This window comes from Microvirga sp. TS319 (genome assembly GCF_041276405.1).
GTDB lineage: Bacteria > Pseudomonadota > Alphaproteobacteria > Rhizobiales > Beijerinckiaceae > Microvirga.
Map to the genome: position 1 here is coordinate 928,095 of NZ_JBGGGT010000002.1, position 12,455 is coordinate 940,549.

The 12,455-nt window shown below is 61.0% G+C and carries 17 protein-coding genes; 11 read left to right on the top strand and 6 right to left on the bottom strand.

Annotation, left to right across the window (positions count from 1 at the left end):
* Positions 1-12: 12 nt before the first annotated feature.
* Both AB8841_RS13745 and AB8841_RS13750 read right to left on the bottom strand, forming a co-directional pair.
* On the bottom strand, positions 13-654 hold the full coding sequence (locus AB8841_RS13745) for an acyl-homoserine-lactone synthase (RefSeq protein ID WP_370436396.1): 642 nt from the start codon (positions 652-654) through the stop codon (positions 13-15).
* An 81-nt stretch (positions 655-735) separates the two neighbouring features.
* Positions 736-1,497 (bottom strand): LuxR family transcriptional regulator, encoded by a 762-nt coding sequence (locus AB8841_RS13750; protein WP_370436397.1) that lies wholly within the window; start codon positions 1,495-1,497, stop codon positions 736-738.
* Between the two features lie 153 nt (positions 1,498-1,650).
* Between AB8841_RS13750 and AB8841_RS13755 the strand changes: the two genes are divergently transcribed.
* From AB8841_RS13755 to AB8841_RS13795, 9 genes are all read left to right on the top strand, one after another.
* On the top strand, positions 1,651-1,971 hold the full coding sequence (locus tag AB8841_RS13755; protein WP_370436398.1) for a helix-turn-helix domain-containing protein: 321 nt from the start codon (positions 1,651-1,653) through the stop codon (positions 1,969-1,971).
* 214 nt (positions 1,972-2,185) lie between these two features.
* Entirely contained in the window at positions 2,186-2,713 is a 528-nt protein-coding gene (locus AB8841_RS13760) for a hypothetical protein (RefSeq protein WP_370436399.1), read from the top strand.
* Between the two features lie 12 nt (positions 2,714-2,725).
* Positions 2,726-3,121, top strand: a complete 396-nt coding sequence (locus AB8841_RS13765; RefSeq protein ID WP_370436400.1) for a phage holin family protein — start codon at positions 2,726-2,728, stop codon at positions 3,119-3,121.
* A complete protein-coding gene (locus AB8841_RS13770; protein WP_370436401.1) occupies positions 3,118-3,534 on the top strand; it encodes a DUF3618 domain-containing protein in 417 nt (138 codons plus the stop codon). Before AB8841_RS13765 ends, AB8841_RS13770 begins: the two co-directional genes overlap by 4 nt.
* A 20-nt stretch (positions 3,535-3,554) precedes the next feature.
* Positions 3,555-4,286 (top strand): hypothetical protein, encoded by a 732-nt coding sequence (locus AB8841_RS13775; protein ID WP_370436402.1) that lies wholly within the window; start codon positions 3,555-3,557, stop codon positions 4,284-4,286.
* A 604-nt stretch (positions 4,287-4,890) separates the two neighbouring features.
* Positions 4,891-5,244: a response regulator gene (locus AB8841_RS13780; RefSeq protein ID WP_370436403.1), complete on the top strand. Its 354-nt coding sequence runs from the start codon at positions 4,891-4,893 to the stop codon at positions 5,242-5,244.
* A 43-nt stretch (positions 5,245-5,287) separates the two neighbouring features.
* Positions 5,288-6,319 (top strand): UV damage endonuclease UvsE, encoded by a 1,032-nt coding sequence (locus tag AB8841_RS13785; protein WP_370436404.1) that lies wholly within the window; start codon positions 5,288-5,290, stop codon positions 6,317-6,319.
* 96 nt (positions 6,320-6,415) lie between these two features.
* Positions 6,416-6,865: a response regulator gene (locus AB8841_RS13790; protein WP_370436405.1), complete on the top strand. Its 450-nt coding sequence runs from the start codon at positions 6,416-6,418 to the stop codon at positions 6,863-6,865.
* Positions 6,866-7,051: 186 nt separating this feature from the next.
* On the top strand, positions 7,052-7,363 hold the full coding sequence (locus tag AB8841_RS13795) for an SWIB/MDM2 domain-containing protein (RefSeq protein ID WP_160884290.1): 312 nt from the start codon (positions 7,052-7,054) through the stop codon (positions 7,361-7,363).
* 127 nt (positions 7,364-7,490) lie between these two features.
* On the opposite strand, the gene AB8841_RS13800 is transcribed toward AB8841_RS13795, so the two are convergent.
* A complete protein-coding gene (locus tag AB8841_RS13800) occupies positions 7,491-8,099 on the bottom strand; it encodes a hypothetical protein (protein ID WP_370436406.1) in 609 nt (202 codons plus the stop codon).
* Positions 8,100-8,203: 104 nt separating this feature from the next.
* Here AB8841_RS13800 and AB8841_RS13805 point away from each other — a divergent pair, with 104 nt between their 5' ends.
* Positions 8,204-9,067, top strand: a complete 864-nt coding sequence (locus tag AB8841_RS13805) for a D-amino-acid transaminase (protein WP_370436407.1) — start codon at positions 8,204-8,206, stop codon at positions 9,065-9,067.
* 157 nt (positions 9,068-9,224) lie between these two features.
* Positions 9,225-9,566, top strand: a complete 342-nt coding sequence (locus tag AB8841_RS13810; RefSeq protein WP_370436408.1) for a hypothetical protein — start codon at positions 9,225-9,227, stop codon at positions 9,564-9,566.
* 3 nt (positions 9,567-9,569) lie between these two features.
* Here the strand turns inward: AB8841_RS13810 and AB8841_RS13815 are convergent, their stop codons facing one another.
* From AB8841_RS13815 to AB8841_RS13825, 3 genes are all read right to left on the bottom strand, one after another.
* Positions 9,570-10,592 carry a hypothetical protein gene (locus AB8841_RS13815; RefSeq protein WP_370436409.1) on the bottom strand — a complete coding sequence of 341 codons (1,023 nt, stop codon included), beginning with the start codon at positions 10,590-10,592 and terminating at the stop codon, positions 9,570-9,572.
* Between the two features lie 251 nt (positions 10,593-10,843).
* Positions 10,844-11,446: a DUF1134 domain-containing protein gene (locus AB8841_RS13820; RefSeq protein WP_370436410.1), complete on the bottom strand. Its 603-nt coding sequence runs from the start codon at positions 11,444-11,446 to the stop codon at positions 10,844-10,846.
* 143 nt (positions 11,447-11,589) lie between these two features.
* Positions 11,590-12,414: a 3'(2'),5'-bisphosphate nucleotidase CysQ gene (locus AB8841_RS13825; protein WP_370436411.1), complete on the bottom strand. Its 825-nt coding sequence runs from the start codon at positions 12,412-12,414 to the stop codon at positions 11,590-11,592.
* Positions 12,415-12,455: the final 41 nt, after the last annotated feature.

Below are 12,455 nucleotides of genomic sequence, written 5' to 3' on the forward strand. Positions count from 1 at the left end.
GGGAGCTCATCGTCAGGCAGCGACATGGGGCACCTGACGGGCTGAAGGAGTGGGCATGCCATGCCGGACAAGGGACGGCCCGCGTAACCCGGCGAGCTTTCGAACATGCTCGAGGCTTGCCGCGGAAATCTCGATAGCGGCTGCAATGCAGGGCTCCCCTTCGATGATCTGGGGCAATCCCAGCGGGCGGACTTTGAAGCTGGCCTGGTGCCAGCGCGGCAGCCACCACATCTCGACGACAGCGGTCACCTCGCTGATATCCTCTTCAAGGCAGAATTCCTGCATCGCGGCCAGAAGGCGGCAATCCGTCCGACCGGTGCGCCGCTCCTTCACGACGAAGTAGCGAGTCCATTCCAGGGCATCTGCGGCCCGTGGAATGCTGCGCTGGGCCATATGAGGAAAGACCTCGCTGATCATGTGAGGCAACAGGGTCGGATAAAGCCGCTGCCCGCCCACGACGCGGTTTGCATCGATGGCAAGGAGATAGATGGCATTTTCGTTGTCATAGGCATCGACCTCCAGCCCGTCCGGTCTCCTCAATCTGTTCCAGCCGCGCTCTTCCACGAAGATCTGGTGCCGAAGGCGGTAAAACTGCTGGATACTGTCGGCGTATAGTTTTCTATTGTTGTGTGTAATCACGTGAACATGGGTCACTGACGTCATCCCTCTGTGAACGGAATGACATTTCGCTCAAAATATTGGTGAGTGGTATTGTAGAAAATTACAGGTATTGGATCAGACCTGAATCAATTTGTACTGTAAGGCTCTGGCGACGGCTTGGGTTTTGTTGGTGGCTTCCAGCTTCTGGCAGGCGCTGACGATATGGGCCGTCACCGTACGTTCGGTGATTCCGAGGATGTCGCCGGTGTCGGCCGCCGATTTGCCTGCCGCAGCCCACACGAGAGCCTCGCGCTCCCGCGGGGTCAGGAGGTCCACTTTGCGGCAGGGGAGGGGATCGAGAATTTGCCGGACCCGTTCGAAGGCATACATGGACATGAGGTGGAGGGCGGGCTTCGCTCGCGGAGGCAGGTCGAGATCGACGCCGCTCATGGAGAAGCAGGCCTCGTAACCGCTGATGCCGTGAATCGGCAGGCAGAAGCCATCCGGCATTCTGAAATCCCTGGCCCGGTGCATCACCTCGGCTGCGCGGGGCTCTCTGTCCCGATTGTACGGGGCCTCAGACCATTCAAAGGGTTGTACGGTGTTTCTGCACAGACGGATGACCGGATCGGCGCGAACATAATCCTCTTTCGCGTAAATGTCGAACCACCCTATGGGCCATTTCTTCAGTATAACAACTTTCTCGAAGCGTTCTCTTGGGTTGGGCAAGCCCGTAATAATGAAATTCTCGAAGCCGAATATTGCGAACGACTTCGCGATTGCAGTCATGATGTCTTCGGAAGACGTAAGGTTTTCAATGCTTCCAATGAAGTCAAAGGCCTCTGTCGCATGAGCATAGCATTGATGTGGCACCGGTTCCCCCAATGGCGTTTCCATCAGTAGGTGTATATAATAAAGGCACTACCACTGGTTATGAAAGGGGATTATAGGTCTGAGCCATGACAGCGTCGGCAGGAGAGGCGGTTGCGGCAGAAATGACCCAGTCCGGTGGACAGGCATATCGGCAATCGGCTGCGCGCCAGACGGGCCATGCTCGGCATGAGTCGGGAAAAGCTGGCGGAAGCCTTGGGACTCACGTTTCAGCAGATCCAGAAATACGGAAAGAGAGCCAATCGGATCGGGGCAAGTCGCCAGCTTCAGATCGCAGGTATCCTGGATGTCAGCATCGAGCTTTTCTTCGCCGGTTGCCACGGCTTCCCAGCAAGTGATGCTGCAGCCGGCCGTGTTATGGCCGAGGTTCTGATCAGCCCGCACGGCGACCGCCTCGTCCGTGGCTTCCTGCGCCTGAAAGACGACGAGATCCGCAAGGAGGGTGGCGGATCTCGTCGATTGCTTGCCTCGCCGCGCTGAGGGCCTGAGCCGCTCCAGGCCCCTCGCTGGATGATTACCTGCGGTCCCGCTTCGACGAACTTTGGCGGAGGGCGGGGCGGGTGCCCGCTCTTCGAATGAAGCATTGGGCCCGAACTCCCTGACAGGGATGACATTTTGGGCGAAAGAGCCTTGTGCCCTGCGGAACCTGCCGCGCTTCTGATGGTTACTCCCCCACGATTGAGAGAGGTTGACCATGGGCGTGGGACAGCAGAACGGAAACAGGCAGCAGGATAGCGGCGGCGACGATTGGGATGCCCTCAAGGGCGATGTGGGCGACATGGCAGGCGCCGCCGTCGAGCGCGGCCGCGATTTCATCGACTCGGCGCGTGAGCAAGCGACTGACTATGCGGGCCGCCGCAAAGATGACGTGGCGCAGTCGGTTGCGGATTTCGCGACGTCCTTGCGTGAATCCACTCACTCCTTCGAAGAGCGGCCGAATATTCGCGCCGTCGTCGATAGCGCGGCTGACGGCCTGGAGCAGCTGGCGGATTCGATCCGTGACCGCAGCTTTGCGGACATCTTCAACGATTTCGAGGACGTGGTTCGACGTCGTCCGGCGACCGTGGCCGCCGTATCGGTCGCGGTCGGCTTCCTGGCGGCTCGTTTCCTCAAGAGCACGGCCGAGGACCTGCGTGAGGAGCGCATGAACCCGAGCGTGTCGTCGCCACGTCGCAACAGGTCCCAACCGGCACAGCGTCAAGACGCTAGGGCCGGGGCATGAACGGAGGCGCTCATGCAGGGCAATACCAATCAAACCATACAAGGCCTCGTCGGTGAGGCCCTGCGCGAGTCAACCGATCTCGCGCAGAAGGAATTCACGCTGTTCCGCACTGAAATATCCCAGAACATTCGAACTCTCTTCATCGGAATGGCACTGGTGGTTGTCGCGGCGATCTTCGCGATCGCCGCGGTCATGCTCCTGACGGATTCGCTGGTCAAATGGCTGGCAACGGTCGTGCATTCGGAGGCGCTGGCGGCTCTCATCGTCGGCGGAATACTGGCCGTCATTGCGATCGGTCTCGGCCTCTATGGCCGCCATGCCATGTCGGCCTCGGCGCTCACCCCTCAAAGGACTGTGCGTTCGCTCAAGCGTGATGCGGAAGTTCTCTCCGAAAGAGGTGCAGGATGACACAGAGCCTTCAGGAGCTGGAGAAGGACATCGAGCAAAGCCGTGCGCAACTCGACCGCACAATCGATCAACTCCAGAGCAAGATGACCGTTTCGGGAGTGGTTGACGACATGCTCGGCACGGCTCGCACGAGCCAATACGGTCCGCTCTACGATAGGGTTCTTGAAACCGTGCGGCGCAACCCGGTGCCGGTGATGCTGATCGCTGCCGGGCTGGGTCTGCTGGCCTTCCGCTTGGGGCGGCCCGCGCAGCGGCGCCCGACTAGGCTGATCGCGGCGGACGAGGATTTCATCACCGAGCAGGATCTCACGGGAGAACCGGACGACCTGCGTCTCTATGGCTCGGGAGCTGCTCCGCTGGAGCAGACGGACGGCATGTTCGACCGTCGCAGAACGACGAACTCCCGCATTTGACAACGGAATAGGAGCTTCTCATGGTCAATACGAAGAACGAAGGCGGCAAGTCGCCCATGGAATCGCAGGCTGACACGGGATCCGGAAAGATTTCCGCCGGTACGTCGGTCGGCAATATCGGCGAAGCCCCGATGCCTCATGCTCAGGACGACAAGAAGGGTGCACAGAGCGCGACGCTCGCGTCCCACACCTCTCATCCCCTCGGCGGAAACCGGAGCGAAGAGGGAAAAGGCGCATCCCAAACGCAGCAGCAAAATGCACAGGACCAAGGCGCGTCGATGACCGACAAGGCTCAGCAAATGGCGAGCGACATGCGAGATCGCGCCGGCGATGCCTATGAAGGCGCTTCCGAATGGGCACAGGATACCTATGAGCGGGCGGCTGGATGGGCCTCGGATGCCTATGAGGGGCAGCGTCGCCGCGTCCGCCATATGGGCGGCCGGTCGGCAAAGGCTTTCGGTAATGCCCGGGGCAGCATGCAGGACTACGTTTCCGAGAACCCGATGGTCGTGGGCTTGGTGGGCCTCGCAGCCGGACTTCTGCTCGGCGCCCTGCTGCCGCGCACGCGGCGCGAGAACGAAGTCTTCGGCGAGTGGGCCGATGAGGTTCGCAATCAGGGTCTTCGCTATGCTCGCGAGGCAGCCGAACGCGGCCGGGAATATGTGGAAGAAAACTTCACCGGCGATGAAGCGCAGTTCAGCCGCCATGAGAGCGAATTCGGTTCAGGCGACCGAGGCGCGAACCGGCATTAACGGCAATCGACCTCAGGGCATCGAACATGGAAAGTGGACCTGCTCTCTGCTGACCGGTTCGATGCTCAATTCATGAGAAAAGGGCCTCGTGCGAATAGTCCGAGTCGCCTTTTCGTAAGACGCTCCAAGCGCAAAAGCGCCGGCTTCACGCCGGCGCTTTTTCTTCGACGTGATCTCAAGGGACAAGAAGCGCTGAAAAAGCAACGGCCACGGCGAAACAATGCGCGTACATCCGGCGTCATCATTTCGGCATCGTGACCGTATCTGGCAGACAATGCGCCGCCAGGTTGACGCTGATTTGGTGCGGCAACGGCCTCGTTTCAAGTCCTAAGGCATCGGACGTGAAAAGCAGAATCCACTTTTGGGATTCGATCCGATGCTCCCTTCTTAGAGAAGCGTATCGCGTCAGCGGCCCTTCGGGTCCGCTCAAACGATGCACCAGACCGTAGAATTTACCATAATTGCCGAAAGCGGCGGAGATTCCGGCAGAGCTGGAACCCGGATCTTCGTAAAGCCGTTGCTGACAAAGGCTGGAAGAAGCTTGTCATGAATGGGGAAGGCGGGGTCTCAACAGCGATCGATCGATTTTTGGCGGAGTGTTCGTGTGCGTATCCTGGTTTTGGAAGATGATCCCTTTATCGCCTCCGACCTTCAGGCCATCCTGGAAGATGACGGGCATGAAGTTGTCGGTGTTTTCACTTCGCTTGCTGAGACCTATGAACACCTCGATGATGGGTTCGACTATGCGCTTCTCGATATAGACGTGGTGGGAGGCAAGAGTTTCGGGGTGGCGTCAGCGCTTGCCGAGCGCGATATCCCATTCGCTTTCGTTTCCGCATCTCAACCCGGCGATTTGCCCTCGTCTCTTTGTCGGGTCGACTTCATCCCGAAGCCCTTCGAAGAGCGCACCATTCTGCAATCGATCAGCAGTACTTCTTCGCGTGCTTATTCATGCTAATCGCGTGAGACATGAGCCCACCATTTGAGATTCTGCCCCAATCATGTCCGCTCCGAGACTAGGCTTCTGCTGCAAGTTCGTACCCGAAAGCCGTAATGCGGCCGATGCGCGCCGGATGAATACGACGACGGTCACGATGACTTATCTCGCGCGGCTCGAACCGAAGGCGGCATACGACAAGATCGCTTCCGTCGTCTCCCATAATCTGGATGCAATCACACGGCAGATCGAACATGTAGCCGCCCGTCCCGCGCTGGAACGCCTCCATCGCCTTTCGAGCGATCTTTTGCCCGGCTATACGCATCCGAGCTGCCGCCGGTTCTACGAGGACCCTGATTTGAGGGACCTGATCGAACGCAAGCTCGCATCAGCCGGACAGAATGCTCGGGTGCATGGCGTGCGCCTCAGCATGCATCCCAGCCAGTTCTGTGTGATCGCTTCCGCCAATTCATCCGCCGTCACCAACGGTGTGGCCGAGTTCGAGTATCATGCCGACGTGATGCGCCATTTAGGATACGGCGAGGGATGGCACCCTGACGGTGCGCATATCAACATTCATGGTGGAGCGAAGGCGGTCGGAGCCGAGGGAGTCCGGGAAGGGTTGCGGCGTTTGTCGGAAACCGCACGCAACCTCATTACCATAGAGAACGATGAGGTCAGTTTCGGCCTCGACGATCTGCTGCCGCTGGCAGACGTGGTGCCGCTCGTGCTCGATCTGCACCATCACTGGATCAAGACAGAGGGCGAATATATCGAGCCTGACGATCCCAGGATCAGGGTCATCCTTGCCTCCTGGCGCGGCGTCCGGCCGCTCAGCCATGTCAGCGTATCCCGGGAGCCTCTGCTGGCGGAGCACGACATTCATGCGCTTCCAGACTATGGGATGCTCATTCGGGCCGGGATCAAGCCGAGAGACTTGCGCGGCCACTCGGACCTCATGTGGAACCTGGCCGTCAACGATCTCGTCGCGCGCCATCTCAGGTGGACGGACTTCGAGGTGGAGGCGAAACTGAAGAATGTTGCGTCCGAGGGGTTGGCCCGTCATGTGACAGGATTTCTCCCGATGGCCGGGTAAGAACCCGGTTGGGAGCCGCGAGGCGGCCGTCCTTCTCCGTGGAACAACTCGGCGGCTCGGGCGTTCTGAGACATTGTGCCGTCCGCCGAGTGCCTGATGCCCGAGTCCCCATCCACAGTTCTTTTGGTCGAAGACGAACCTCTTATCCGCCTGTTTGTCGCCGAACTCCTGGAGGATTCCGGGTTCAAGGTGGCCGAGGCTGCGAATTCAACGGAAGCGCTCGTTCTCCTGGAAGCAGGCCTCGAGATCGACGTTCTGCTCACGGATGTCGACATGCCAAATGGCTGCAACGGGTTCGAACTTGCCCAAAAGGTGCATGAATCCTGGCCGAAAGCCGAGATCCTCATCATGTCGGGCCGCCGCTGGCCGGCCGAGGGTGATCTGCCTCTGGGAGCGGCCTTTCTGGCTAAGCCGTGCCCGAACGAGGCTATCGTCTCTCACGTCCATTCGGCGGCCGAGCGGTCCCGGCGATACTCCGGTCATGGGAATGAGCCTCCTCGCTCCCAGGAATCGGCGAGAATCCTTCCTTTTCCGAAAACAGCCTAAATTCCTGAACTCTATCTTGCTGAAGGCGCGGAGCAGACATAAGCTCTGCGCGAATTGGCCTTCCATCGGGGACTGAGGTCTTGAAAACAGTCTCCGGACTATCCGACCCAGGGAAGGTCAATAGGCTTTCGGCACCGTGATACAAGGCTGCCGACGAGCTTTCCCACTCTACTCCCGGAGGAATACATGCCGACCAAGACGACAGACGGAAAAGCCGGAGCTAAGAAGGCTGCTGCCAAGCCGGCTGCTGGTTCCAAGCCTAATGCCCTTCAGAAGCCTCTGCAGCCGTCCAAGGAGCTGGCCGCCATCGTGGGCTCGAACCCGCTGCCGCGCGGCGAGGTGGTGAGCAAGATGTGGGACTACATCAAGAAGAACAATCTGCAGAATCCCGAGAACAAGCGCGAGATCCTCGCCGATGACAAGCTGCAGCCGATCTTCGGCAAGCCCAAGGTGACCATGTTCGAGATGAACAAGCACCTCGCGCAGCACCTGAAGTAAGTCTTCGGGCTAGAGCATCGGACCCAAAAGTGGAAACCATTTTTGGGATCAATTCGATGCTTCCACTATAGAACAGCGCATCGTGCGAAAAACCGGATCCACTTTTTCGCACGATGCGCTAGGATAGTCAGGAATTCTGCCGCCATTGAGCGAGAGGCAGGATTTCCGGCCTCTGGCCGGGCGCTCGCCTCCATGGATCGACCGCCCATTCCTGCCCGCTTCCCTTTTCTACGATGACCGCGGAGAAGTGCGGGTAGCGCCCATCCAGAAAGAACCCCCGCGATTCCGGCCGCTCGACCTGATGATGGGCCAGTAAGCCCTTGGTTTCCAGGACGATCAGCAAGCTCGTCGTATTGGCGGTCTCATCCAGGCAGTCCATTTGACCGTGTACGCCTGACATCTGGGCGGGCGAGCCGGGAAGGTCCGGCTTGCCGCCGATCGAAGACGCAAGATAGGCCGTGTAGGAGCTCACCACCTGGGCGAGGGCGTTCCGCTCTGCGGAAGGGGTGGCCCTGGCGGCCCTGAGGAGTGCGGTTGCCCGACCGAGCCAGGCCCCGTCCACGGAGACCGCCTGACGTCGCGAGCAGCCGTAGCCGTGACAGGCGATGATCCTGGTGCCCTCGGGCCCCACATATCCCTGGCTCTTGAACCATCCCAGCGCCGCCTGCGAAGCAAGGGCCGGTGAAGCGAGCAAGAGCAGGAGGGCCGCTGAAATGAGGGATGGCGCCGATTTCATCGAGAGAGTACCTAAGGCTGTGCTGTTTGCCAGCTCATATAGGTCGGCAGACCGCTCTGCCTATCAGCCAAGCTTGCTCAAGACGTCCATCCTTCGAGGTAACCATGTCCCGCATCGTCTTCCTGAACGGCTCGTTCCTCCCGCTGGAGGAGGCAAAAGTGCCCTTCATGGATCGAGGTTTCCTCTTCGGGGACGGCGTCTATGAAGGGGTCGGCGTGCTGGAGGGGCGCCTTGTCGACAACGAGGCGCATCTCGAACGCCTGGAGCGCTCGCTTCGCGAGGTGCGCATCCCGAACCCCTACAGCCGGGCGGAGTGGACGCATCTCGAGGAGGAACTCGCCCGCCGCAATGGCATGACGGAGGGATTCATCTATTTCCAGGTGACCCGGGGTGTGGCCGAGCGGGATTTCACTTTCCCTGAGAACGCTTCTCCTGGCGTTGCCATGTTCACGCAGGCGAAGCCTATCGTGAATGCGCCCGCGGCCGCGACGGGGATCGCCGTGATCACCGTGCCGGACCTGCGCTGGAAGCGCCGCGACATCAAATCGGTGAACCTGCTCGCCCAGGTTCTCGCCAAACAGGCCGCCAAGGAAGCAGGAGCTCAGGAGGCCTGGATGGTGGAGGACGGGTTCGTGACGGAGGGCGGCTCCTCGAGCGGCTTCATCATCACCAGAGAGGGCCGAATCGTCGTGCGTCCGCTGTCGAACGCCATTCTGCCGGGCATCACCCGCAAGGCGCTTCTGGCTCTGTCGAAAGATGCGGGAATCGAACTCGAGGAGCGATTGTTCACGGTCGAGGAGGCCTATGAGGCCGCGGAGGCTTTCATGACGAGCGCATCCAGTTTCGTGCTCCCCATCGTTTCCATCGATGGACACACGATAGGCGACGGGAGGCCCGGTCCGATCACGAAGAAGCTGCGCGAGATCTATATCAGGATGGCCACAGCCCCGCGCATGACTGCCGAATAACAACAGCGTGGGCCGTGAGTTCGAACTCACGCCCGACGCGTTAACGTTTTGATCTTGAGCATCTTTTCGCGCAAACCCGGTTCCTACCTCCCGCGTCCGATGCTCTAAAGCGGAACCGTGATGAGGATCGCCCGTTGCCTCTCGAAAGGAGCGATCCATGAAGCGAATTCTGGTTCTATCCGTGGCCCTGGCGGGCGGAGTGACGGCCGCCATGGCCCAAAATCCCGATGTCCTGAACCAGCGGGCGCCGAACATGCCGCCGCTGCAGCAAATGCCTCCTGAGAAGGTGGAGCCACCGAAGTCGGTGACGCCACAGGATCCGCCATCGACCGGCTCGACCTTGAGCGACAAGCTCGAGCAGTCCAACGGGGTCATTCGCCCGCCGGAAACTGGGACGCCCGATATGACCGTGCCTGCGCCAGTGCCGAATCCTGGCACGACGCCAGTCATTCCGCCGCCGGGCAGCCCGGGCGGCAATCAGCAGATCCAACCCAAATAAGGCTCAGGATGCGGCAGGACCGGGCTGGCTCTGCTTTCCCGCCGACTTGCTGCGCCGTCTGTTGTTGCGGCCATTGCCGCTACGGCGCGACGCGCCGCCATTGGCGTTCATCACCTTTGCGGCGACTTCGCTGATCTGACGGCGCAGCTCTTCATCTCCCTTGCCGGGGATTTCCTGGTTGGCAAGGCGGGCCTGCGCCTCGTCGCGCTCCGCTCCGATCTCACGAATGCGTTGCTCCAGAATCAAGCCCCGCTCCTGTTCGGCGGCCAGGTCACGGGCGAGGTCGGCGAGGCGCTTGCGTTCGTCCGAGAGTTCCGTGTGACGCTCGTTGAGCGCACGCTCGAAGTCGTTGCCGCGCGCCGTCTGCGTCATCAGGCGCGTTTCGAGGTCCGAGATTGCGATGCGCTTGGCATCGATCTCGGTGAGGGCCGCCGTCAGGCGCTGATCGGCATCGCCGTATCCGGATTCCAGCTGAACGAGCTTTTCCTGCGCATGAAGCAGCTCGGTTGTGAGCTTGGAGCGCTCGCCCTGGACGAGATCGAGCTCCATGCGGGTATTGGAGAGCTCGTCCAGGGTCGCCCGGTGAGCATTTTCGAGAGCCGTGAGGGTCTCGCGGGTGCTGGAAAGGAAGGTGCGCGTCTGGCCCAGCTCGTCCTCGATGGCCGCGAGCTGTGTCTGCGCTTGTGCGAGAGCCGTCTCGAGTTGCACGATCGTCGCGTCGCGCTGGGTGAGAGTGCTCTCAAGGGCCTCGATGCGCACGGCGCGACGGCCCAGCTCTTCCATGCTTTCGTGCTTGGCCGCGAGAGCCTCTTCGGCCCTGCGCTCGATCTTGCGCTGGAGCACCGCAAATTCGGCGCGAAGATGATCCTTCTCCGCCGTCAATTCGGAGATCGACATGGGAAACAGCGCCTCGGCCCTGCGGCGCGCAAGGCGCTCCGCACGGGAATTGATGGCGGGAATGATGAGGAGTGCGATGAGGGTTGCAGCCACAAACCCCAGCGCGAAAATCATGATGGTTTCAACCACGCGGACGCCAACTCCAAGAGACCTAACCGGTAACGAGACCTGACCGGTAACGCTCAAGCACCTTGCCTTGTGCCTGCGCGGCTTTCCAGAGAGGTCAGCCCCAGCTTGCCGGTTGTAGTGCATCTTTGAACCATTTCCACCGGTCTGGAAGCTGGTCCGGTATGCGCATCGCTCTTAGAGCTGTTTCCACTGAGGTGGAATCATCTCTTTATTCTCGGTAGGGGGCCGTGTTCACTGCAGGTGAGGGGGCTCTAGAAGGGATTCCAGGTCGGCTCCGGCGTGAATTTCAGGTAGCCCATATTGACGCCGAGCCGCGCGCCGACGCCGGTGCGGATCGGAACCACGATCATTTCGTCTGCCGCCAGAGCCGTCACGCCGAAGCCGCCGAGGAAATACGCGGAGCCGTCGATGCCCACGAAGCGCTTATAGAGGGCGTCCGTGAACGGCATGTTGTAGACGAGCATCATGGTCCGGGCGCCTTCGCCGCCGAAGTCGAAGCCGACCGACGGCCCCTGCCAGAAGATCTTGCGCTGGCCTGCATTGCGCGTGAACAGCTTGCCCTCGCCATAGCGAAGACCGCCAATGAGGGCTCCGGAGGCCTCCTGACCGAGAATATACCCGTTGGGTTCACCCCACCGGCGCACGGCTTCCTCAAGGGCCGTCGCAAGGCCCCGGGAGGCCGAGCCGAAGAACGAATGGCCGGACTCGACCAGTTCGTTGGAATTGAATGAGTTCGGCCCACCCGGATTGGTCGCATAGGCGCGCTGCACGTTCTGGGCCGCAGCCTGAAGGGGAAAAGCGCCGACAAGGCCGGCCAAAGCCGCCGCAGCAGCCAATGAAAATCGGGAGCGCATGGGCTATCTCCTCGTACAAGACAGGGGACGATCCGACCCTTTCGATCGGACGGCTTCTATCGAACCCTGACTTTACGGGCATCAACCCTAACAATCTCTGTATAAGCGGTGCTTTGGTGCCGCAGGTCCCGGGGCGGAGGTTCTCAGGCCACCGCTGCCGGAAGATCCAGCTTGGGCGCGAGGGAGACATCGCCCAGGGCGGCGAAGGGGCCATTGAGATAGCCGCGCTCCTCATGCCCATAGGTCAGAGGTGCGCCGCCGGGGCCGACGACACTGCCCCCGGCGCAGCAGAGAACATGGTCGCCCGCTGCCGTATCCCATTCCATCGTCGCCCCACAGCGCACATAGATGTCGGCCTCACCCGAGGCGATGAGGCAGAACTTGAGCGCAGAGGACGTCATGCGCCTTGTGCCGATGGAGAGCGTGGACAGGCACGCCTCCGTGGCGATGTCGCCGTGCCGGCGGCTCACGAGGGCGACAAGGCCCTCGTCGGGGGCGCTCCTGACCCTGATGTCGCGCCAGTCGAAGGTCGCCTGGTCCTGTTCCGGCATGGCGCTCGTCCGCGCCTTTGTGCCTGCGATCCAGATGGCGCCCAGGGCCGGGGCCGCCACGGCGGCAGCCAGCGGGCGGTTCTTTCGGATCATCGCGATGTTGACGCTGTACTCGCCCGTGCCGCGAATGAAGTCGCCCGTGCCGTCGAGCGGATCCACCAGGAAGAAGACATCCTCCGCATGGGCCGTGCTGGCCGTCTCCTCCGCAACCACCGGCACATGGGGCCAGGCTTCGTGCAGACGGCGGATGATCATCTCTTCGGCGGCCAGGTCGGCCGCTGTCGTCGGGCTTCCGTCGGGCTTGACGCGCTTTTCGATCAGCGCATTCTCCATGCCGCGGAGGAGGTGGGCAGCCTCTGCGGCTATGGGGGCAAGCCTCAGGGCGATTTCGTCGGGTTGAGAGACATCGAGCCGCATGATGGATTTGTGCCTGTTCTCGGAAGACCTGTCGATCTCTT

What these genes read in the sequence shown, in the direction of transcription:
- AB8841_RS13750 (WP_370436397.1), bottom strand. Translation starts at nt 1,497, where the DNA reads ATGGAAACGCCATTGGGGGAACCGGTGCCACATCAATGCTATGCTCAT.
- AB8841_RS13755 (WP_370436398.1), top strand. Translation starts at nt 1,651, where the DNA reads ATGCTCGGCATGAGTCGGGAAAAGCTGGCGGAAGCCTTGGGACTCACG.
- AB8841_RS13760 (WP_370436399.1), top strand. Translation starts at nt 2,186, where the DNA reads ATGGGCGTGGGACAGCAGAACGGAAACAGGCAGCAGGATAGCGGCGGC.
- AB8841_RS13765 (WP_370436400.1), top strand. Translation starts at nt 2,726, where the DNA reads ATGCAGGGCAATACCAATCAAACCATACAAGGCCTCGTCGGTGAGGCC.
- AB8841_RS13770 (WP_370436401.1), top strand. Translation starts at nt 3,118, where the DNA reads ATGACACAGAGCCTTCAGGAGCTGGAGAAGGACATCGAGCAAAGCCGT.
- AB8841_RS13775 (WP_370436402.1), top strand. Translation starts at nt 3,555, where the DNA reads ATGGTCAATACGAAGAACGAAGGCGGCAAGTCGCCCATGGAATCGCAG.
- AB8841_RS13785 (WP_370436404.1), top strand. Translation starts at nt 5,288, where the DNA reads ATGTCCGCTCCGAGACTAGGCTTCTGCTGCAAGTTCGTACCCGAAAGC.
- AB8841_RS13790 (WP_370436405.1), top strand. Translation starts at nt 6,416, where the DNA reads ATGCCCGAGTCCCCATCCACAGTTCTTTTGGTCGAAGACGAACCTCTT.
- AB8841_RS13795 (WP_160884290.1), top strand. Translation starts at nt 7,052, where the DNA reads ATGCCGACCAAGACGACAGACGGAAAAGCCGGAGCTAAGAAGGCTGCT.
- AB8841_RS13800 (WP_370436406.1), bottom strand. Translation starts at nt 8,099, where the DNA reads ATGAAATCGGCGCCATCCCTCATTTCAGCGGCCCTCCTGCTCTTGCTC.
- AB8841_RS13805 (WP_370436407.1), top strand. Translation starts at nt 8,204, where the DNA reads ATGTCCCGCATCGTCTTCCTGAACGGCTCGTTCCTCCCGCTGGAGGAG.
- AB8841_RS13810 (WP_370436408.1), top strand. Translation starts at nt 9,225, where the DNA reads ATGAAGCGAATTCTGGTTCTATCCGTGGCCCTGGCGGGCGGAGTGACG.
- AB8841_RS13820 (WP_370436410.1), bottom strand. Translation starts at nt 11,446, where the DNA reads ATGCGCTCCCGATTTTCATTGGCTGCTGCGGCGGCTTTGGCCGGCCTT.
- AB8841_RS13825 (WP_370436411.1), bottom strand. Translation starts at nt 12,414, where the DNA reads ATGCGGCTCGATGTCTCTCAACCCGACGAAATCGCCCTGAGGCTTGCC.